The organism is Oleiphilus sp. HI0043, from assembly GCF_001634935.1.
This window is the reverse complement of the sequence record NZ_LWEY01001057.1, coordinates 30,260-53,190: the sequence shown is the minus strand read 5'-3', so window position 1 is coordinate 53,190 and position 22,931 is coordinate 30,260. Positions and strand designations below refer to the sequence as shown.

At 44.6% G+C, this 22,931-nt stretch carries 15 protein-coding genes; 2 read left to right on the top strand and 13 right to left on the bottom strand.

Going from position 1 to position 22,931, the window contains the following annotated elements; all coding sequences use genetic code 11:
- Nucleotide 1: 1 nt before the first annotated feature.
- The 3 genes from A3729_RS11415 to A3729_RS11405 all read right to left on the bottom strand — a co-directional run bounded on the left by A3729_RS11415 (nt 2) and on the right by A3729_RS11405 (nt 3,530).
- Nucleotides 2-2,113, bottom strand: a complete 2,112-nt coding sequence (locus tag A3729_RS11415) for a TonB-dependent receptor (RefSeq protein ID WP_197469959.1) — start codon at nt 2,111-2,113, stop codon at nt 2-4.
- A 169-nt stretch (nt 2,114-2,282) separates the two neighbouring features.
- Nucleotides 2,283-2,879: an HAD family hydrolase gene (locus tag A3729_RS11410; RefSeq protein ID WP_068508120.1), complete on the bottom strand. Its 597-nt coding sequence runs from the start codon at nt 2,877-2,879 to the stop codon at nt 2,283-2,285.
- Between the two features lie 192 nt (nt 2,880-3,071).
- Nucleotides 3,072-3,530: a Spy/CpxP family protein refolding chaperone gene (locus tag A3729_RS11405; protein ID WP_068508122.1), complete on the bottom strand. Its 459-nt coding sequence runs from the start codon at nt 3,528-3,530 to the stop codon at nt 3,072-3,074.
- 173 nt (nt 3,531-3,703) lie between these two features.
- On the opposite strand from A3729_RS11405, the gene A3729_RS11400 reads away from it, so the two are divergent.
- Nucleotides 3,704-4,396 (top strand): response regulator, encoded by a 693-nt coding sequence (locus A3729_RS11400; RefSeq protein WP_068508125.1) that lies wholly within the window; start codon nt 3,704-3,706, stop codon nt 4,394-4,396.
- A gap of 2 nt (nt 4,397-4,398) precedes the next feature.
- Nucleotides 4,399-5,754 carry a cell wall metabolism sensor histidine kinase WalK gene (locus A3729_RS11395; RefSeq protein WP_068508127.1) on the top strand — a complete coding sequence of 452 codons (1,356 nt, stop codon included), beginning with the start codon at nt 4,399-4,401 and terminating at the stop codon, nt 5,752-5,754.
- A gap of 38 nt (nt 5,755-5,792) precedes the next feature.
- Here A3729_RS11395 and A3729_RS33930 read toward each other — a convergent pair whose 3' ends face one another.
- From A3729_RS33930 to A3729_RS11345, 10 genes are all read right to left on the bottom strand, one after another.
- Complete coding sequence (locus tag A3729_RS33930; protein ID WP_068508129.1) at nt 5,793-15,410, bottom strand: tandem-95 repeat protein; 9,618 nt, start codon at nt 15,408-15,410, stop codon at nt 5,793-5,795.
- A 30-nt stretch (nt 15,411-15,440) separates the two neighbouring features.
- Nucleotides 15,441-16,538, bottom strand: coding sequence for a hypothetical protein (locus A3729_RS11385; RefSeq protein ID WP_068508131.1), 1,098 nt, complete (start codon nt 16,536-16,538; stop codon nt 15,441-15,443).
- Between the two features lie 30 nt (nt 16,539-16,568).
- The gene (locus A3729_RS11380; RefSeq protein ID WP_068508133.1) at nt 16,569-16,997 is read right to left on the bottom strand and encodes a hypothetical protein; all 429 of its coding nucleotides are present in this window, start codon (nt 16,995-16,997) and stop codon (nt 16,569-16,571) included.
- A 48-nt stretch (nt 16,998-17,045) separates the two neighbouring features.
- A complete protein-coding gene (locus tag A3729_RS11375; RefSeq protein ID WP_068508134.1) occupies nt 17,046-17,639 on the bottom strand; it encodes a hypothetical protein in 594 nt (197 codons plus the stop codon).
- A gap of 8 nt (nt 17,640-17,647) precedes the next feature.
- On the bottom strand, nt 17,648-17,947 hold the full coding sequence (locus tag A3729_RS11370; RefSeq protein ID WP_068508136.1) for a hypothetical protein: 300 nt from the start codon (nt 17,945-17,947) through the stop codon (nt 17,648-17,650).
- 80 nt (nt 17,948-18,027) lie between these two features.
- A complete protein-coding gene (locus A3729_RS11365; RefSeq protein WP_068508138.1) occupies nt 18,028-18,282 on the bottom strand; it encodes a hypothetical protein in 255 nt (84 codons plus the stop codon).
- A 217-nt stretch (nt 18,283-18,499) separates the two neighbouring features.
- A complete protein-coding gene (locus tag A3729_RS11360; protein WP_068508141.1) occupies nt 18,500-18,790 on the bottom strand; it encodes a DNA-binding transcriptional regulator in 291 nt (96 codons plus the stop codon).
- Nucleotides 18,791-18,795: 5 nt separating this feature from the next.
- Entirely contained in the window at nt 18,796-19,107 is a 312-nt protein-coding gene (locus A3729_RS11355) for a hypothetical protein (RefSeq protein WP_068508142.1), read from the bottom strand.
- 73 nt (nt 19,108-19,180) lie between these two features.
- Nucleotides 19,181-20,590, bottom strand: coding sequence for an HlyD family type I secretion periplasmic adaptor subunit (locus A3729_RS11350; RefSeq protein ID WP_082880383.1), 1,410 nt, complete (start codon nt 20,588-20,590; stop codon nt 19,181-19,183).
- On the bottom strand, nt 20,587-22,911 hold the full coding sequence (locus A3729_RS11345; RefSeq protein ID WP_156495335.1) for a type I secretion system permease/ATPase: 2,325 nt from the start codon (nt 22,909-22,911) through the stop codon (nt 20,587-20,589). The genes A3729_RS11350 and A3729_RS11345 overlap by 4 nt, the downstream gene beginning before the upstream one ends.
- Between the last annotated feature and the right edge of the window lie 20 nt (nt 22,912-22,931).

Sequence of the window (22,931 nt, the reverse complement as noted above, 5' to 3'; positions counted from 1 at the left end):
CTTAAAACCGATACTCAATACCTGCGAATAACTGACGCGGAGCCCCTGGTGTATACTTCTCTTTGCCGTAACTGAAGCTGGCATTTTCCGCATACACTTTATTCGACAGGTTATTAATCTTAGCGCTCAATTTGAGCTGTTCAGAAATTTTATATAGTGCTTTTAAGTGTGTAACCGTATAGCCGCCATATTTTTTAGTGTTATTGTCATCCATCCAATACTCACCAATATGCTCAAGCTCCAATGAAGTCGTCAAACCCTGCACCTTTTGAGGAGAATAGTTCAAACGTAAGTTAGCCAAACTGTTAGGCGCCTCAGCTTGCTCGTTATCGCCATAATCTTCATCGTTCACATACTCGTGCTCCGAGTAGCTATAAGCCAATCGTGCGGATAATTCCTCTGTTAAGGTCTGTAGTATTGATAACTCTGCCCCCTGATGCGTGGTCTCGCCACCATTTTCGTAGTAACGATCTCCATCAATGTTTTCTCGTCGAACAATTGAGTCATCAATCGTCATGTAATACAACGATAAATCGAGACGCTGATTTGTGGTTGCCAACTTATAACCCAGTTCATAGGTATCACTGACTTCCGGGTCTAAATCAAAATCAATATTGTCAGTTGTAAGCGCATACAAGCGAGAAGCTTGCGGTATTCGGAAACCGTTTGCATAGCGAACATAGATATTCTGACTATCATCAAGACGGAAACTAAAACTCAGTTTAGGACTTAAGTGATTGAATGAAGGGTCATTATCGCTCGATGCCCGCGCATAACTCGACGATGCATATTGCCCGTCAGATAGATTATTCGTGTAATCAAAACGGCTGGAGTCGTAGCGAAGGCCGGCTTCTACTGTTAAGTGATCAGTAACACTAAATGCAGCACTGGTATAGGGTGACACGGCGAAGTAATTCACGTCGTAGTCATAAATAGAGCCCTCAGCGACACTACTTCCCCAGCCACTGGGCACATAGTCAAAGGTTTGCTCATAGCTTCGACTAGACTTGGTATATTCAAGGTCGGCTCCAAAAGTCCAGCGGAGGCTATCTAGGCTATAGTCGGCTTTGAACATGAGGCCAAGCGTTTTTTGCTGGCTATCATTCTCAGGAAGGTTTCCCTGCCAAGTTGCTACATACTGGTTCCGGTTTGTTCTCAAGTACGCAATGGTACTCAGTTCAATCTCGTCATTAAGTAAGTGCGTCCATTCTGTACTCAAACGGGCAAAATCAAATTTTCGCTGAATATCCATCCCGGTAGCTAGTGCAGCTTCTATATCACCCACCGATTCTGTATCGTTTTTCAGCGCATCCAAACCAATTAAACTACCGGCCTGATCAGCCTCAGTAGTGTTTATTGCAAAGACTGTTTTCAGGCTATTGTTGTCATTCAAGGAAACAAAATGCGTAATATTCGCTTCACTTCGTTTTGAGCGAGTATGGTCTCGCCAGCCATCGTTTTCGCTATGCGATATATCAATGCCGACTGAAGAGTCATCACTCAAGCTTGCGCTTCCTGCTAGGCCTAAACGATAAAAGCCATGCGCACCAGCTTCAGTTTTGACGGTATAACCTTCTCTTAAGCTTGGGTCTTGGGAAATCACATTGATAGTACCTGCAACTGAATCGGAGCCGTACAATGCAGTCCCTGCCCCCTTCAAAACTTCTGCAGACCCTGCCGTACTAAAGTTGGTGTATGCCAAACCGTTATGGTTAAAGAAGCCAGAGGATTGTACCGGTATGCCATCCTGTAAAAACAAGTAATAAGGCCCTGTATTGGAAGGCATACGTATACTGGTTTTATGCCCCAAGGTTGAACCGGTCTGTATAATACGAACGCCTGCAATGCTATTAAACAAGTCTTTTTGGTAGTTAGCCTGGTCAAGATCAACAGAGCCTCTATCCTTAACGGCGATACTGGCGGGCACATCCAAGGTCAACTCTTCGTTTCTATTTGCTGTCACACTAATCGTATCTAGCTGCTCAACCGCTGGCTTTGCTTCCATGTCTGCAACAGCGGGAAGTGCATACAAAAGGCTAGCGCCCAAGAGACTACTACCAATACAAGTTTTCCCTGATAGCGAAATATTTCGAAAAGTTTGATTTACTCTCACACTAACACCCTCATTCAACCTCATCTATGATTCGATTGGAGGTGAGTATATCGATGAGGTTTTATGGAGGAAGTGACATTTTGTCGCACCTATTCGCCTTCTTTATCCAAGATTGATTCAGATCAATCTCGCAAGATAAGCAAAGTTAAGCAAGCAGGTGCGTTTGTCTTTATTTTTTTTCTATATAGGAGGCTAATAAATCGAAAAAAGATGCGTAGTCATTACACACAAAGCCCGCCCTTTCAGCATAATCAGGTAAGTGATCTTGAGCATATAAACAGGAATGCATGTTAGCATGTTCTGCTGCTAATAGGTCGTACAGATAATCACCCACATACACCGCCTCAGAAGGTTTGAGTTGCCACTCACGACATAGTTGCTGCAAGGCTCCTGGGTGAGGCTTTGCAGGGGCACACTCTCTGGTTAATATCGTGTCAACTTGTAGTCCCACTTGCTCTAACTTACGACGAGTTGCTTCTCTTGAATTTCGAGTCACTATCGCAGTTTTTAATGCTCCTATAGAAAGCTGTTCAAACAAACTTTCTACTCCAGGAAGCAGTTCAACTGATCGCGCATCGGCCATTTCGTGTTGATAAACAATGGCATTTGCCGCTTCTTTATCTTTGCCTTGCAGGGCATCGATGTAGGCCAAAATATCTTCGTCAGGCGGGCAACCCACATCTTTTCGCATTCGGTCAAAGTTGAGACTCGAGCTGACCAGCGTTCCATCAAGGTCAAAAATGATGGCTCTAATCTGTTCCGACACACACCGTGGAATTCTCCTCAAGCAACTCACTGACTCGCTCCATTTTGAAATCAAAGACTAAGAGCTAAGAGTGTACTGAAGATATATTCATAAGACCAAAGAAAACAAAAAGCGTGGCTCTCGCCACGCAAAAAACATCCTTGTCTAGCTTCACAACCAACAACTAGCATCCGATAAATCTGATGTCCTCAATTAATCGTCATCCTCACAGCGCTCTTCCATTCGCTTTAGCTTCTTCGATACCATCGCTTTAAGCTCGGCTTTCTGCTCCTCATTTAACACCGCGTGTACTTGCTGGCGAACACTCGCCATATTAAGGATACTAGCCTTAACTTTCTCAGCAGCACTTGTCGCCTGCTCTTCTGCTTGCTTCATATAATCGGCAGCGTCCGGGTCCAAAGACATCATGGCACGCATTTTCGGGAAGCCTTTTCTTTCCTTTCTGAGCTCTTTCATGGGAGCCAGAATTTCCTCAACCTGCACCTCTTGCTCTTCGCTTAAATCAAGACGCTTGAGCATTCTTTCCATTTTGTGGTTCATGCCATGCTCTTTATAGTGCGGCCCTGCTGTCGCAACCGCTGCAGACCCTGCGATGACCATCGCTAAACTCAAACCTAATAACTTCTTCTTAGTAAATAGACGATTACTCATGATTTCTTCCTCTCAATGATTTTTTTAATCGATTTGTTATCGACTGATAATCATTGTATTCATTGCTATGTAAATCGGGGTCTAGTAAACGTAAAGTCTCTGTAAAGATTAAATAGAAGGTAAAAAGCCTATGCTAGACTTCAAACAATTCCGTAAATCAATAAAGGTTTGATATGAGTGCCAATATATTACTCATTGAAGATGATACCGAGATCAGTGAGCTTCTAAGTAGCCTGCTAGTACAAGAAGGTTTCACCATGACCACGGCATTCGATGGCGTCGAAGGTGAACGCTTGGCTTTAAAAAGTCACTACGACGTTATCATTCTCGACATCATGCTGCCTAACAAAGATGGTTTAAGCGTGTTGCGTGATATACGCGGCCAAATCACTAGCCCAATATTAATGCTCACCGCAAAAGGTGATGAGCTAGACAGAATCATAGGCTTTGAGATGGGCGCCGACGACTACCTTCCCAAGCCATTTAACCCACGAGAGTTGGTGGCGCGAATCAAAGCATTGCTAAGACGCGTGGAGATCGACCAAGGCCAGACAACAAACCAGGCTAGTGAGCTGGTTTCAGACAAAATCAAGCTAAAACTAAAAACGCGTGAAGCCCTAATTGAGGGTGAAGAAATAGAACTTACCAGCAGTGAATTCAATATTCTGCACGCACTGATGCGCAACGCCAATGAAATTATGACCAAAGCCGAGCTAACCGAGCTTGCTTTAGGGCGAAAGCTAACACTCTATGATCGGGCCATTGATATGCATATGAGTAACCTGCGTAAGAAACTCGATAGCGAACACATCAAAACCATTCGTGGCAGTGGTTATTTATTCCAAGGTCAGGTGGAGACGCGTTAAGCATGACTCAATCCATCTTTAAACATCGCTTGTTTTGGAAGATTATTCTGATCTTCTGGCTAACCACCTTTGCGACCATTCTCGCCAATATCTGGATCACCAAAGAAATCGTCGTCAATGAATTCAAGGTCGAGCAAGTAAAAGACAAGATGCGCTCACTCGCACCCGAAGCAATAGAGGTATACGAGCAGCAAGGAGGCAAAGCCCTAAAACGCTGGTACCGAAAACTAGCCCGCCGCGAAGGCATACGCGTAGTGTTATTACATACTGACGAGACGCCGGTAATTCCACACCGAAAGCCAAGGTATCATGATGACGATGATGATGAGCATCACGATCACGATGACAAACCCTATCGAACACACTTGCTAAATTTGGCCGACCAACAAATATCCTCACCAAACGGGCAAAGTTATATCTTGCGAGTCATGCCTTCGCGCTATATACAGTCCCGCTTCAACCCAGAGTCTTTGCACGGCTATCGTCTACTGGCATCTTGTATCATCATATTATTAGGTTCACTGTGGATAGCACGCTCTATCGCCAAGCCTATTCGCGTGTTACATCAAGCCAGCCTTGAGATATCCCAAGGAAAGCTCGACATTCGCGTCAGTCAGGATGTTGGCAAACGCAAAGATGAACTAGGGCAACTCGCCACCGCATTCGACCAAATGGCTGATAAAGTATCTGACTTAATTAGCAGTCAGCAGCAACTTTTTCGTGATATTTCGCACGAAATAAGAACCCCACTCACTCGCCAAAAACTCGCGATTGAACTCGCCAGATCAGTTGATGACCCAGGCAAGTTGTTAGACAAAATCGAACACCAGAACCAGTGTATCGAAGAACTCATCAACCAACTGCTCACCTTAATGCAAACTGACAACCAGCAATTGACGCAGATGGAGAGCCTGCCCCTGTCACAACTCTTGGGCCGCATTACCGATGACGCAGAACTCGAACTAAAAGAAAAAAACCTGACACTAAAAACCGATTTACAAAGCGATGCGCTCATCAAAGGTGACGAGCCCTTGCTAACCCGGGCATTTGAAAACCTGCTAACAAACGCCATCAAATACAGCCCCAACGATGCCAACATCGAGCTCAAGCTCTATGAGGGCTCTGGCAATCTTCATATAGAGATTTTGGACGAAGGCCCCGGCATTCCAGAAGAAGAGCTCAAATCGATCCTCAAACCCTTCTACCGAGCTGACAAAAGCCGTAACCGAGGCACGGGAGGCTTTGGATTAGGTCTCGCTATTAGCTCGCAAATTATTAAGAAGCACAATGGTGTGATTGAGTTGAGTAATCGGGAGGTTAAGGGGCTTAGGGTTGTGGTTATTTTGCCGAAGAGTTGAGAAAGTTTTTAAGGGCCCGAAGGCCCTTTATGTAGCCTCTAGGCCCAAGCCGTCGCTATTGCTGTATCGACTTGGTTTTGCTCATCAGAATTCAGCGATATGCTGCCTCCTGAAGGAGCTCCGAACGAAGCCATCGCACTTACAAGCTGTTCAATATTAATAGCATCAATGGCTTGGCCACCCGCCTCAATTGAATCCAGCTTAAACTTATCTGCCTTGTACCAGTTATTAACTCGAACGTGGTCTTCACTTCCCAGCACATAAATATCGAGATGGTTGTTCGTCTTTTTGAACCATACATCATCGACATCACCTACACTTTCCAAACTAAGTTTGTCAGTATCAGTCGCGAAGTTATTTGAAGCGTTATTAATACGATCATAGCCATCACCAGTTTGGTAGTAATAGGTATCATGGCCTTTACCACCCACCAACAAATCGTTACCTTCATTCCCGTAAAGCTTATCAGAGCCATTAGCACCTTTTAGTGTATCTGCTCCCAAGCCGCCATATAGAGAGTCGGCACCGCCACCACCGTGTAGCGTGTCGTTGCCTTCATATCCATATAGAACGTCCTTTCCACCTTTGGCTGCGAGGTTATCGTTATTATTTCCACCCTCTAAAGTTTCTGCAGCACCAGTTCCAACAATAGTAATTGGATCATCCTCAGTTGAGTTTACAGTTACTGCGACGGTTGAATTGGCGACTCCACCATTACCGTCCGAAACTTCGTAGGTGATTGAATCTTCTCCTACGAAATTAGCGCTAGGCGTATATGAGATAGTTCCATCACCATTGATAGCTACGACACCGCTAATCGCCGCAGCAGCCACAACAGATAAACTATCACCATCAATATCACTATCGTTCACAAGAACATCGATAACAACTGCCGTATCTTCATCAGTAACAGCTGTATCAGATATTGATACCGGCGCATCATTTTCAGGGTTGACCGTGACGGATACCGATGAGGTCGCCGTGCCACCGTTACCGTCTGAGACCTCATAGCTAATGCTATCAAGACCATTAAAGTCTGAATTTGGCGCATAACTTAGTGTGCCATCGCCATTTATCGCAACTGCACCGTTTGACGCTGATGCTGAGCTAATGCTCAAACTATCTCCGTCGATATCGCCATCATTCGCTAACACATCAATGGTGACAGAAGCATCTTCCTGCGTTACAGCGGTATCGACTACAGCAACTGGTACATCATTTTCGGGGTTAACCGTGACGGATACCGACGAGGCCCCCGTGCCACCGTTACCGTCTGAGATTTCATAGCTAATGCTATCTAAGCCGTTGAAATCTGCATTAGGTGTATAGTTCAGTGTGCCATCGCCATTAATCACAACAGCACCATTTGACGCTGATGCAGAGCTAATGCTCAAACTATCTCCGTCGATATCACCATCATTCGCTAACACATTAATGGTGACAGACGTATCCTCCTGTGTTGCTGCCGCATCTGCAACAGCAACAGGCGCATCATTTTCAGGGTTCACTGTGACAGAGACTGACGAGGTCATGGTGCCACCGTTACCGTCTGAGATTTCATAGCTGATGCTATCTAAACCATTGAAATCTGCATTAGGCGAGTAGCTCAGCGTTCCATCGCCATTAATTACAACAGCACCACTTACCGCTGATGCAGAGCTAACGCTCAAACTATCACCATCGATATCGCTGTCATTCGCTAACACATCAATCGTGACTGACGTATCTTCCTGCGTTGCAGCCGTATCGAATACAGCAACAGGCGCATCGTTTTCGGGGTTAACCGTGACGAATACCGATGAGGCCGCGGTGCTACCGTTACCATCTGAGACTTCATAGCTGATGCTATCTAAACCGTTGAAATCTGCATTAGGTGTGTAGTTCAGCGTTCCATCACCATTGATGAGAACCGAACCATACGAGGCTGAAGCAGAGCTAATGCTCAGACTATCACCATCGATATCGCTGTCATTGGCTAACACATCAATGATAATGGAAGTATCTTCCTCGGTGTTTGCTGTATCCGCTAGAGCGGTAGGTTCGCTATTGCTCGAACTACTCTCGTCAGTCGCTAATGACTCAATATGATCGATTGAATGTGTGATATCCAAATCATCGAAATACACTACTACTTTTCGTTCCGGTGACTCATACCAGTCTTTAACGGTTATCTGATCAGACGTTCCGATAATAGAAACCACGAGGTCATTGCCTTGCTTTGCATAAGCCACATCCGACTCATTAACCTGGTAAAGCCATATCTCATTATAGTCGCTTCCAGTATTGTAAATGACATCTTGACCAAAACCAGGGTCGAAATCATAGTCATCTTCACCCGAACCGCCGTACAAAGTATCGTTCCCAGCACCGCCAACTAAGATATCGTCGCCACCTTCACCATACAGAGTATCATCGCCTTCAAAACCTGCGATCCAGTCATCACCAGCACCACCTAAAAGTGTATCAGCCTGACTAGTTCCCTCAATATCTTGATCAACCGGAGCGTTAGCCAACATGTCTGTGATGTCGTTTTGATTCCAAACTGTCCCGTCAGCAAAACGAATTTCGTCAACGGGTGCGGTTTCACCTATGCCCTGCCCTTGGTATGTCAAAGGTTCAAAATAATCTGCCAACGTGACGACATAGCCATTATTTCCGATTTCTAATTCGAGACCATAACCATTAGCATAAAAATTAATATCGTCGGGAGAGATGCCTTCCATAAACTCCAGTACATCAAAGTCACTTGCGCTTCCACCTGGCCCCCCTGAAAAGCTAGCGCCATAATGACCCGCTTCAGAGCCGTTGTAGATAAAGGTGTTTACGCTGTTTATACCGACACGATAGGTATCATCACCATCACCGCCAAACATAAAAGCACGACCATCATAATTGTCGTTGCTCATATTTCTCGACTCCAAAATGTCATCCCCTTCGTTACCAAATAGCAAACCGTCACCGATTATCAAATCGCCACCACTACTACCCACTAACTCATCAGAACCACCAAAGCCAACGATGATATCTCGCCCCCAAGACCCATAAACGACTTCTTGGTCTCCAGTACCCTCAATAAAATCGTCATCATTCGTACCGATATAATCGCCACTCCCGTTAGGTTGATCTACAACGTTAAATCCTGCTGGAGCTTGCCCATCGTATGAGAGCGGAAGGTCTTCAACGTTTGCCTGAACATACGCAGATTCCCAGACAGTATTATCGGCAAAGCGTATTTCATCAATTACGCCACTTGGGATTCCTGAGTCGAAATAGTTCGAGACAATGACATTCTCACCCGTTTCAAAAGAGATCATTAAATCATCACCACTTTGGTGAAGCGCAGCATTTTGTGCGCTTAAATCATTCGCTATTTCAATGATGTTAAAGTCTTCTGAAAAATCAGAAATACGAGATACTCCAGAACCTGCGTAGATACGATATACATCGCCCCCAAAGCCGCCCATTAGACGATCATTCCCTTTGCCACTAATCAGGGTATCTTGGCCGTCTCCACCATAAAGTTCATCATCACCTGCGCCCCCGTCTAAAACGTCATGCCCCTCTCCGCCTCGAAGAATGTCATTATTTGCTTTGCCATATAGCTGATCATTCCCGGCACCGCCTTCAAGTTCATCAAATATTGCGGCATCATCCGTGCCGTAAATTAGATCGTCACCCTCAGTGCCTAAAGCATAATTCCAAGATTCCGTTTCGTTACTCCTAATTACGACATAACCTGAACCATTATAGTAACCACCAGAAATATCAATGACCTCGCCTATCGTATCGGTAATTTCGACCTCGGTGTCATTCACAAGCAAGTGATCAAGTTGATAGCGCCAATTTCCATAGTCTCTATCAAAATGCAAACTGACCTCAACAGACCAGTCCAAAGCCTCGCCAGCGCTAATAAATAGTGAGTGTCGACCTTTCATTCTAAATTCAATGTCACTTGCGTCGATATCACCCTGAATGTTTAGCGTATTTAAGCCACCACCGAATACCACTTCATCATGGCCTTCACCCACATTCATACTAACGGTATCATCGCCATCGCCGGCATTAAGGTAATCATTCCCGGCACCGCCATTCAACTCATCATTGCCCTCACCACCATAGAGCCAATCATTACCAGAATTACCAAACAATTGGTCAGCGCCCGAATAACCTAGCAACGAGTCGTCACCTTGCCCACCGCTGAGGTGGTCGTTGCCTTGACCTCCGAAAATGCTGTCATTCCCTGCCAAACCATCAATTTCGTCATCAGCATCACCTGCAACAAAATAGTCGTCACCTTCGGTAATAGAATTAATGATCAAAGCATAGATATCTGTTTCAGCCCATTCGGAACCATCAGAAAACTCGAAAGTAGATACTTGGCCGGTACTGGTCGTATCGTCACTAGAGTTTGAAAAGTAACGTGCGACAGTAAGAGTTTCACCTGTAGATTTGACAGTAATAAGCAGGTGGTCACGATAACTATTATGGGTATCCTTAACACGCTCTAACTCGAGATCATTCGCTTGAATTGACTCATCAAACATGACGGTATTACTCCCGACAAGGCTTGAATTACTATCAAAGTCGATAATGTCATGACCGGACCCAATGCCGTATAAATACGTATCATTGCCTAAACCACCTGTTAGGGAATCGTCCCCCGCACCACCATCTAAAGTATCATTGCCGGTACCTCCATTTAAGGTGTCGCGCCCTTCTCCGCCTAAGAGTATGTCATCACCGTCCAAGCCATTTAGATTATCATCTCCCGCCAATCCACTTAGCGTATCAGCGTCAGCTGTCCCCTGAATGGTATCGTTGCCCGCTGTTGCCTCAAATGTTTTAGTTCGAAGCTCAGAATCTGACCATGTTGACGAAGTTGCATCAAATTGAATCGAGAGACTTGTTCTCTGGCTTGGATCCGTATCGAAAAAGCCAAAGACTTCGATTGTTTCTCCGCTGGCAGTCAGGGTTATGATCAAATCATCGTCGCTATTCACCAGGTCTATTTCACTTGGGTCAACCGTCTCGGAAAATATGAGTAGATGAGACGCTTCAGCACCTTCTGCACGAATTTGATCATTCCCATCTCCCAAAGCATAGTGATAGATATTATGGCCCGCACCTCCGTATAAATAGTCATCGCCATTACCGCCAATTAAGGTGTCATCACCATCATTTCCATATAATGTGTCTTGCCCATCCCCCCCATTTAGCTCATCACTCCCTTGGTTTCCAGACAATATGTCATTACCTTCATCACCGAAGAATTGGTCATTCCCCTCTTGACCTGTGATCGTATCATTGCCCGCAAGCCCGCTAATGACCTCACCTTCTGCACTCGCTTGAACGACATCGTCATACGGTGTTGCAGCCTGAATTCGGCTTCGCACTTCATCGCTGTCCCATGAAGTACCGTCGGAAAAGTTAATCGCTGTTAAGGCGTAATTAGGGTCATCTTCTTTAAAGAAGCTTTCAACGACGATGCTGTCATCATTGCCAAGAACAAGCTTTAGATCATCACCACTTCGTGTCACATAGCTGGTCTGGGCAGCAATCGACTCATCGAAAACAAGGACATCTTGTCGACCTTCAGTTTCATCATAGGTCGAGATATAGTCAGCACCATCACCCAGGCTATACAGGTAGGTATCATTTCCTGCTCCGCCAAAAATGACATCGTCTCCTTCTCCTCCTGCAATAACGTCATCACCGACATCACCATACAGATAATCATCCCCACTATTGCCATTGATTGCGTCGTTATCATCACCACCATAGACATAATCCTGGCCGTCTCCGGCATCAATAGTGTCGGCACCACTGAACCCATAATAGTGCTTCGAGCCTACGCCGTCCGAGGTGATATGGTCATCACTATCCGTTCCTAGGTTAGTTCCATTGGACAAGTTGTCGACAATGAGAGATAAACTTGAACCATCAGCAAATCGAGCTTCACGGATGTACGAGAAAGTCGTCTGCGACATAGCGATCACATCACTTTCATTCGAGCCATAATTTATCTTAATAAAACTGTCGCTTGTAGGATCTTGAGAAGAAGGTCTCGCATAGGTATAAATATCGCCAGCATTCAAACCACCCTCAAAAGCTAGGATATTGATGCCTTGGGTATCAGTAATATAGATCGTACCGTCACCGGGCTTCACGATAAAGGTATCATTACCCGCGCCTCCGTCTAAGCGGTCTGTACCCGAGCCTCCAGATAAAACGTCATCACCTTTTCCACCCTGGATCTGGTCATTACCTGCGCCGCCATATAATTGATCATCACCTTCACCGCCGTAAAGCCAGTCATGCTGCTCCCCGCCATTAAGACGGTCATTCCCTTCGTCGCCATAGAGAACATCACTACCTTCATCACCATTAATTGTGTCGGAGCCCGTTCCCCCATAAAGCCAGTCAGTCTCACTCCCACCATGAAGCGTATCATTTCCACCATTGCCGTATATTGTATCGACGCCAGCACCGCCTTTTAGGGTATCGTTACCGCTCCATTCTTCTTGGAATTCGACATAATCATCAGCCGTAATTAAGCGCTCTACACCCTCCTTATTGGTATAAGACAGATACTGACCTTCAGCTGTGAAAAAGCCATTGTCGTTGGATTTATCACCTTCGATGTAGTCATCTCCATCACCACCGTCAATCGTATCATCACCCGCTTCACCCAAGATGATATCGTCCCCCTGACCACCATCAATGGTATCGTTATAGCTCAGGCTTTCATCCAGACGGTCAATATGATCTGTGATGGTAAAGATGCGAATATCACCACCTAAACCAGGCTCAGTATAGCGAACACGGTTACCGGCGGAGTCTCCCATAATAAAATCATTGTCGGCACCACCATCAATAACGTCATTACCTTCGCCACCATATATTTGCTCCTCGCCCGCACCACCCGATAGTATGTCGGTGTACTTGCCTGAAGAGATTCGGTCATTTCCGGCCCCCCCGTCGACGATATCTACATCACCGACATCAGTTCCGGCTTCATTGAGCACTTCGCCCGTTTCAGCATCAATATTTATGTAAGGGCCATTGCCAAAGATGAAGTCGATACCTTCTCCACCCGACAAGGTATCGGACCCACTGCCGCCAACCAAGGTATCATTACCCGTTCCGCCAACAAGGTTATCTTTACCAGCATGACCGAATAGCTCGTCGTTACCTTCGCCACCGAGCAGGTCATCATCACCTAGATTACCTTTCAGTACGTCATCTTCTACACCGCCTTTTAGATAATCATTGCCATGACTGCCCCAGAACTCCCAGTCATTGCCGGCGTATCCATCGTTATATAAGTCAGCATCATATAAGCTGGCATCATAGAAAATATTATCTTCAATAGTAGCCGTTCCACCTCTACTGGGAGCCCAGTTGTTAACACCATCGTAGTTATGGCCTGAACCGACGACGATGTCTCCACCTGCGGGGCTTGGTTCAGGTTCGTTGTTTTCAACATTAATACCGAAGCGGGAAAAGTCTGATTGAGCGATGACGTCGACAATATCCCCATTAGCGCCTACGGCTCTAAAGCCTGACACAGTGAGTTGATAGCGATAGGGATCGTTTTCATCTAATGCGTTTTTATATGAGTCTTCTGTACCAGAAACTTTTTCTAGAGCAGTGATGGTTCGACCACCAATTATGAGGGTGTTTATTCCTTCAGTATCTTCAATCCTGTCGTAGCCGTGACCTTGTGTGAAGTGGTAGGTATCGTTGTCTGCTCCGCCGACTAAGAAATCGTTTCCAGTGCCGCCGTGAAGGTGGTCGTTTCCTTTTCCGCCATCTAGAACATCTTCGCCCTCTCTGCCAAATAAAATGTCATCACCGCCATTTCCATATAGGTGATCATGATACTCTCCGCCCTCTAATCCAGAAGTATCATTGTCTTCTGTCCCGAAAGTATATGTATTTACCTTATCTGCGAAGAGGTAGTTTTTAGCTATATCTCCAGTTTGCAAGTCCTTAAAAAGTGCGTATTCAGTCCCCAAGCCGTCCCCATATGGAAGGTTCTCTCGGTTTTGTGAAAGTGTTAGCTCATAAAAATTAAGCCTATCAACCCAATAGGGTTCGGAATAAGTATCTTTAGCATAGCGATCTGATTCCCTGATTTCCGAAGAAACAGCACTTGCCAGTTCAGGGCCCATTAGGATGAATGGCAGATTATTGATCACACTATATCGGGCTAATCGGGCGTCCAGATCAAAGTAACCGGATTGATTAAGCCAGTGCTCTAATTGCTCTCTATCCACTCCTCTAGCATCAGCAACAGTCGAAAAGTGTATGCCCTGACTCAACAGCGTATGATGGAAGTCAATATACCCCTTAAGACCATCTTCTACATTTTCACCTAATATATCCGCTACAGCTTGAAAAACCTCAGAGTATCTTTGAGCTTCGTGAGGAGCGCTGCCCTCTAGTATATGATTAACTTCCACACGACTAATAGTCCCTCCTTCCATCCCCCCCTGATCATTGAGTCTGCCACCGCTAAGTATCGAAAACAGACTAAACGCTAAGGCATCCTTTGCCGGTGTTGTCGCGTCCGGCTGATCATTGTTTGCATTTAAATACTCTAGATAAGAAGCCGTTAATTGGGAACCCGCTTCGAGGAGGAGGGGAAGTCTAGAAAAGTTAAGTCCTGTAGAGAGAGCCCCTATTGCCGCACCAAGCCCGAATACTGTCACCGCTCTCTCAGTCGGGTCAGTTACATCAAGTACCGTTTCTGCAACGTTATCCAGAACCCAATCTCTTAATTCCGTATATTCACTTGATTTAAGGGGGAAGGCCTCAATCAAGGAAATTCCTGGTAATATAGTAAATAATCTCGCCATCGCCTCCATTTCACTGATTTCTTGATCACCACCACCCAATAGGCCATTTGTTCCAGAGCTCAAAGCTTGAACTAACGGCAAAATATCATCCAAATTAAAATAGTGATGGTTGGCTTGAGAATCTATTAATACACTGCCATCCTTCATCTGTAGCTCAATGGTTGCTAAGGAATGAGCATCGAGGAAGAACTCTGCTTCAGTTGATGAGCTAAGTTGATAGTTAGATGTCTGACCTCCGACATGCTCAGAGAGCTGGACGACTAGATCTGAGGGTTCATAATAGTGATAGATATCTGCGTCTGCGAGGAGGTCTTTATCATAATCAGAATGTTTCGAATCTAGACTAGCTTCTCCACCTAAACCATTGAAGGTTAATAGGTCTATTTGATTAGCTGCTAGTTTTCCCTCGCTCACTATTTCGTAAGCAGCATACTGCGCCAAAGCTCCACCAAGACTATGGCCAGTTACAGTCAGTGTGGCAATATCACCAACGTCGAAGTTAATATCATTAAACATTTCAAATATTTGTTGTCGTACACTCTCCCATTGACCGTAGCCCAGGCTGGATACATTCTGATACCAATCTTGGGAACCTTCAGTACCTGCAAAAGCCAATACATAATTTCCCGTACCATCTGAATAAAGGGCCGCTTTAAGTCCCGTTTGTTCTATTGTCCAGATCCCATTCTCAACAAACTCATAACCAAGATGCTTAAGAAACCCACCCCCTGCATCTAACTCATAAGCGCCTTTTGCTGCATAAAATGCTAACTCGAATTCTTCCCTTTCTATCATCAGTCATCTCCTTTGACTTGTTATCACTATCTAAACGTCCTTATCAATATTTTTCGTTTCAAAATAGGCACACACATTGAATAATTTGAGGTGTTGCCTGTACTCCTTATTCTTAATCGGCCTATACCCTCCAGAACCATAAACAACCCGACATCCATCAGGAGCTGTGCTAACTCCACGCCCCCCTACCATATCTATTGGCAACTCTTGCTCTGGTGTTACTAAATAATACAAAGCCCAAGGAGCTCCCTTACCGCTGCCGTGCTGCTCAACAAATAAACCAACATTAGTAGGCGCTATAACAGACGAACCAGCCTTAGACCAAGGACCTAAACAATAGTCCTTTACCTTTAGCGTCCAATCTTTACGACCTAACCACCAAACGCCAACTCCAGGACATGGTTTATACTGCGTCATATAAGAAAAATACCCATCAAAATATGGATAGTACAATGCAGTACCATTAATTGAATTAACAACATCAGGCTCGGAACTTAGTTCTTTGTAGCTAACACCATCTGCATTAACTAACTCTACACTGTCAAACTTCTCTCCAGTCGAACTTAACTTCACTATGAACCCATCTTCCCTTAACAGTTCCCTGATTCCTTTGCGCTGTTTAGATTTACCTGGCCTCGAGTAGTATCCACACCTAACGGCTGAACGTAATCGTCCATTCAGTTCAGAACCTCGCCGAGAAACAATCTTAAAATTTCTAGGTTGATATTCGAACTCTAGCGGCTCTGAAGAAGGCCATGAAGAGACAAATAGAGTGTCATTGGAAAAGCAATATCGACGGAGCTTCCTCTTTTGACTTTGGGTATCTACCAATTTCGTATAAGAGCCATCCGTAACATTCACAAGGTATAAAGCTTTTTCGTTTTCAATCTCTGCCATGGTGACTATTTCATTGTCACTTACCCAGTAGATGCCTCCGTGTCCTGACCGTGCACTCCATCCGAATTGATCAACCTTGATATCCTCAAACTCAGTAAAGAAGCTGTCATCAGGTAAATACTGAACATCTGTGCTGTAATAGCGAGACAACTCCAAAGTTCCATAAATACCAATTGGTGCGATTGATAAGATCGTTATTTTCTTAAGCCATTTAAGTAATACTCTTAACATTTACCAGACCTCCTACCCAAGCCGACAGAACTAGCCTCCAACAAAAGCACTAAGCCCAACCCAAATCCCAACAAAAAATAAAATCATAAGAGATAAAACCAGAAGAATGGTGTACACAATTGATGCCTTAAAAGCCTTCCAATAGCTTTCCCTAAAAATCCATTTAGCAAGCAACACCTCTGTCGCAAAGCCAATCAGTGCACTCAAATTTGAATAGTTTTCCACGTAGAGGCCTATAGGCTGCTCCATGCCGTAAATGACTTGGGTCGTTGCAACATAAAGCACCTGGAAAACCACTCCAAGCAGAATCAAGAGCACCCAGAAGTAGGCATACTCTTTGAATATGGCGTTTTCAAAAACGATTACCTTCTTGGTCACCCAAGCATAAAGAACGGGCGCTAATATAATTGCTAGCAAACCAACGACAAGATAGGTGAGAAATGCGACTAATATACCCATATTTTCTTCCTTAAAATTTTCAATTCATTCCGTTATCGGTCGTTAATACTAAGCCACCGCAGCGACTAAGCGTTCAAGCTCTTTGATTCGACTCGCCTTTTGCTTAACGAGTATTTCTTCGTGAATCTTTAATACAATACTTTTTAAGAGTTCCGTTGTGGTTTCTATCTGAGCCCTAGCTTTAAGCACCTCTATCTCTTCAGCCACGTAACGCCCTTTTAGTGATATTCTTTTATTCGCTCGACCTTTTGCCAAATCACTCTTAAGCAAAGGTAGTAAATCCTTGGGCGCAATCGAGTTCTCATAAAAAGCATGAATGTAGTATTTAATCAGGCTAGGAATAAAATCAGCACTAGCTCCGAGACTATCGCTAGCCAAGTTTAGGACATCAACTAAGTGAGAGGGCACTCGGCCTTCCACTGATTTACGCTGCTTATCTAACTGCTTCTTAATAGCTGGAGTAGATTGATGAGGAATCGCAGCAACACTATCGCAGGCATCACAAACACCCGCCAATATGTTCTTAACACTACCACTGTCATCACTAAAGGGGACGTCTCTCAACTTAAACGTGGAATTTTGTACTGACTCACAGGTATGACAAAGAACCTTTCCCACATCACCCTCTTTTAATATTTTCATAACTGGCCTCATTGATGCACACTTATAAACACAGCATTTGGTTCTATAAAAAACCACTTTATATACCATGACTGGCGCCGATACCGAGTCTTAATAAGGTGCACATTTATACTTTGATCTTTATGATGCGGACTGACCTCGTAGTCGTCTCCTCGAGTATGCTTAATGATTTCTGCTAGCTCTTCGATCGAAACATCACCTACTTCCAACAAGTTCTTAATCTCGATATTGTTTCTGGCTTCATGCAAAACATTTCCATCATATATACATTGCAGGATCCGCTTTTTAACGTCCTTGAACTTATTCATTGCCCCCTCACAGAATAATTGTACGACATTATACGTACCTATATCAATTCCTGGTATCTGTGTCTGAAAAGCTGTCAGACCTACTTCCCAGGCCTACCCGATCCTCTATTCTCGACTCTTCGACCCATACGCCTTTCAATCTCATCTACAAACTTTCCTGTGCCTGTTAGTTGACACCGCTCCACTGCGACTCCTAAATCATTCTTTGCTTCAATCAAGACCTCCAAATAGTGCTGGTCATCTTCATCACACAAAAACGCTGCCGTCTTATCATGTCCTCGCTGGACAATATGATGAGGGCAGCTTGACACTATCAGGCGCTTTCCTCTCGGCATAGCTCACCTCCTTGTTTGCTATACAGACTGAATCAAAAGACTTCACATCTATTTTCTGTATTTAAAAATTAAATGTGACACCTTTTTCTTCAAAGGATCGATAGAATAAAAAAGTTACTTGCGAGCTGGAGTTGTAGGTACAACCATTATGGGAAATTAGTTATAGCAGATGCAGGTCAACAAAGAGATAAACAAACCTATTAAGTAATTCTCAAAATTACCCATTCAAAGTGCGCAGAGCATATTCTGGGTCTTTGTCTAGCAAACGAAGCAAAGCTCTCGCGGGACCTGTTGGATAACGCCGCCCCTGTTCCCAATTTTCTAATGTACGCTTACTGACACCAATGAGTCCTGCGAAACGGGTTTGAGATAAGCCAATTTTTTCACGAATCGCCTTAACTTCAGGCTCTTCAAATTTAAAGTTACGCGATGTGCCCGCTTTACCTTCAACTATATCATCCATTTCCTGAACGCTCGCCAGCAGTTCACTAAAGTCATTATCTTTCATATCATTTACCACCTCTCTACAATGGTTTTTAATATCGCCAATTGATCTGAAGTTAAGCTTTCTTGTTTACCCTTTGGATAAACATACAGCATACGAATTTGTTCATCGCTTACCACCCAATAGTAAATAACTCGCACACCACCACTTTTACCTGCAGACTTAAGCTTCCAACGGATCTTACGCAAACCTCCAGAACCTCTAATCAGGTCACCAAGGTCAGGCCGATTAACCAGCGTTTCTTGTAGCTCTCGATATTGTTCATCAGGCATCAATTGCTTAATGAGTTTGGTAAATACGCTTGTTTCAATAATAACCATAAACACAACTATACGCCACTGACGTATTCTGACATTAAATTAAACAGATTAAAATATAAGATGCCTATAACGACTACCTCTCTCCCAAACTCTCCTGCTTATACCTCAACAAAGGCGACAAGAAATACTCAATCAACCGCCTCTTCCCCGTCTTCACTTCAGCCGTCACCGACATCCCAGGCGACAGCTTCACTTCTCTACCTTCTACCACTAATTGCTCTTTGGCCAGGGCCACACGAGCACTATAGACCAAGCCCAAATTCTCATCTTGTATCGCATCGTCAGAAATGCTCTTAATCTCTGCATCAATCAAACCGTACTTGGTGAAGTTAAAGGTATCGACTTTGACTTCAGCTTTCTGCCCTTCTTGCACAAAACCGATGTCTTTATTAAGAATCATCACGTCCACTTCCATTTTGCTTTGGTCCGGTACAATCACCAAGAGTGCTTGGGCGGGTGTGACTACGCCTCCAATAGTATGGACTGCTAATTGCTGCACTTGACCATCTATTGGTGAAACGATTGCTTGTTGCTGGTTTCTCTGTTTTGCTTTGACGAGTTCTTGCTTTAGGCCTTCTAATCTCAGTTCAAATTCTTGCTTTTGCGAGAGCGTTGCTAACTGCTGTTCTGCCAGTAATGAGTGGGTTTGTTTTTCGATGGCAAGTATTGAGCTATCCAGTTGCTTGAATCGGGCTTGTTGTACTTTCAAGTCTTGTTCTTGTTCGATTAGCTCTTGCTTGAGTTCTAGGTATGGAAGCTTTGAGCCGTAGTCTTTTCGGTGGAGTTGTTCGAGCGCATCGACTCGTTCGGCCAGTACGGGTATGACTCTTTCTTTTTTCGTTGCTTCCGCTTCGACCATTTGTTGTTCTGCTTGGAGCTTTTGTCTTTCAACTTCCAGGGATGAGAGCTTGGCGTTAAGTTCGGTTTTCTGTTGTACGAGAAGGTTTTGGTGGCTCGTCGATTTTAACGGGGCCAAAGCCTGCGAACCTACTCCCTTTAAAACTAAACTCAGCCAATGATCGAAGTGCGATAGCCTTTCAATATTCATTGATAGTTCGGCAATCTCATGCGCTAAACGATCTACATCAGCCTGTGTTTGAGTGCTGTCTAGCGTTATGAGCGGCTCACCTTGTTTGACGCTTTGCCCTTCTCTGACGTGAATCGCTTTAATCTTACCGGCTTCTAAGGGCTGAATATGTTTGATGTGTTCGCTTGGAATCACTTTACCTTGCGCAACCGCAACAATATCAATTTTACCAAAGTAAGCCCAGATACAGGCAATGGTGAATAGTATTACGATTGCCCAGATAATGGCTCTGCCTGCTGATGAGGCTGGGGTTTGTTCTACTTCAATGGCAGCCGGTAAGAACTGGTACAGTTCTTTATGCGAGACTGACTGATCTTTATGAAGGAAAGCAAACAGCCCTTTCTTTGTTTTTTCTTCAGAGACATCACCCACAGGGAGTTGAATTGAGGAGCTCATTCCACACCTCCATCTGTTTCACTTTCCATCTGATTAGCTGTGGATGTTTTCGGCTTGGAGACTATCTTCGCCTTAGGTAAATTCATCGCTAGTTTATTCGTGGGCTTAGCTGTTTTACCTTCGTCTTTTTTGACCTCGCGAATGCTAGGAATATGACTTTGATGGCTATGTAGCTTGGCATAGTAGCCATTCAGCTCGAGCAATTCATCATGGCTTCCGCTTTCAACAATTCGCCCGGTTTCAATGACGATAATTCTGTCTGCTGCACGAACGGTTGATAGACGATGAGCGATAATAAATACCGTTCTGTCTTTGCATATCGAGCGCATATTGTCTTGAATGATACGCTCAGACTCATAATCCAAGGCACTGGTCGCTTCATCAAAGATCAGAATGCGGGGGTTGGTAATGAGCGCTCTGGCAATAGCGATACGTTGCTTTTGCCCTCCTGATAATGAAGCGCCTTGCTCGCCCACCACGGTGTCGTAACCTTCTGGAAGTTGTAGAATGAATTCATGTGCACCTGCTAAGGTTGCGGCTTCGATCACTCTATCCATGCTCATGCTTGGGTCTGCCAAGGCGATATTGTCTTTGACTGAACGGTTAAATAGAACGTTTTCTTGAAGCACCACGCCTATCTGTCTGCGTAGCCATGCCGGGTCAACCTGTGCGACATCGACACCATCAACCAGCACTCTGCCTGACTCGGGCACATATAGCCTTTGCACGAGTTTGGTTAAGGTACTTTTGCCTGAACCTGAGCGACCAACAATGCCTATCACTTCTCCGGGCGAAACTTCCAAGCTTAAATCTTTGAGTATTTCAGGTCGATCTGGCTGATAGCGGAAGGTAATATGTTCTAGTGACACCTTGCCTTTCAAGTCAGGCAGCGTTGTTCTGTTTGGGTTATGACCAGGTTCTGCCGGCGTATTAAGAATATCCCCCAAGCGCTCTAATGAAATGCCTGCTTGCTGGAAGTCTTGCCAGAGTTGAACGAGCCTCAGAATCGGTGCACTGACTCGGCCTGCGAGCATATTGAATGCGATCAACTGCCCGACACTCAAGGAGCCTGCAATCACCAGTGTTGCACCCACCCAAAGGATTAATACTGTAACTGCCTTGTTAATAAAGCCCGCCGTTTGGCTGGCGATATTGCCTAAGTTCATCGCCTTGAAAGAGGACGACACATAAGCAGCTAGTTGCTCTTCCCATCGACGTTGCATTTGTGGCTCAACTGCCATGGACTTGAGTGTTTCAACACCTGAAATGGACTCGACCAAGAAAGCCTGGTTCTCTGCTCCGTGTTTGAACTTTTCGTTTAGGCGGTTTCTAAGAACTGGCGTGATTGTCGCCGATAGAATCACATAGAGGGGAATCGAACCTAACACTATCCATGTGAGGGGCGGGCTGTAGTAGTACATCACCACAAAAAAGATCACGGTAAAAAGGATATCGATAATCAGCGTTAAAGCAGAGCCAGTAATAAACTCACGAATGGTATCCAACTCTCGAACTCTGGCTACAGTATTCCCCACTTGCCGTGCATTAAAGAATGATATGGATAGACGCAAGAGATGGTTATATAACTGCGACCCTAAGGTCACATCAACCCGATTGGTGGTATGCGAGAAGACGTAGGTTCGAAGGCCATTCAAAATCACATCGAATAAGGAAACGACGATTAAACCGAAGCACAATACATCGAGCGTAGTTAAGCCCTGATGGACGAGTACTTTGTCGATAATCACCTGAAAGAACAACGGCGTAATTAGTGCAAATAACTGAATAAAGAAGGAGGCAACCAAGACCTGCATCAAGATCTTTTTGTACTTGATAATAGCGGGGATAAACCAGGAAATATCAAATTTACCGTTCATACCTGGCAGGAGTGAACGTCGAGTAATTAGAATAATTCTGCCATTCCAATAATCTTCGAATTCACTAAGAGTGAAGACTTGTGGTTTTTCAGAACCAGGCACTTGAACAAGAACCTTTTCATCTGCGACTTTGGCAAGAATAAAGTACTCACCATTTTTACTCAGGCCTATCGCAGGTAAGGCCATCTTTTCTAACTTAGCGATGTCTGCTTTTGTTAGTGAGGCTTTAAGTTTTAGGTGTCTAGCAGCACGAACGATATCTTTATCATTCAGACAAGAGGCCGAGTTTTTAGCTTCGGATGAAGGTTCATTAGTACCAAAGTAATGACGAATCTGCTCTGGATCTGCAGCGACTTGGTGATAACGTGCTATTGATACCAGGCAAGCTAAGCCCGTATCAACGGATGAAGACTTTCCAGCCTCATTTGAAGCATGACTAGACACAACGATTTCCTTATCGGCGG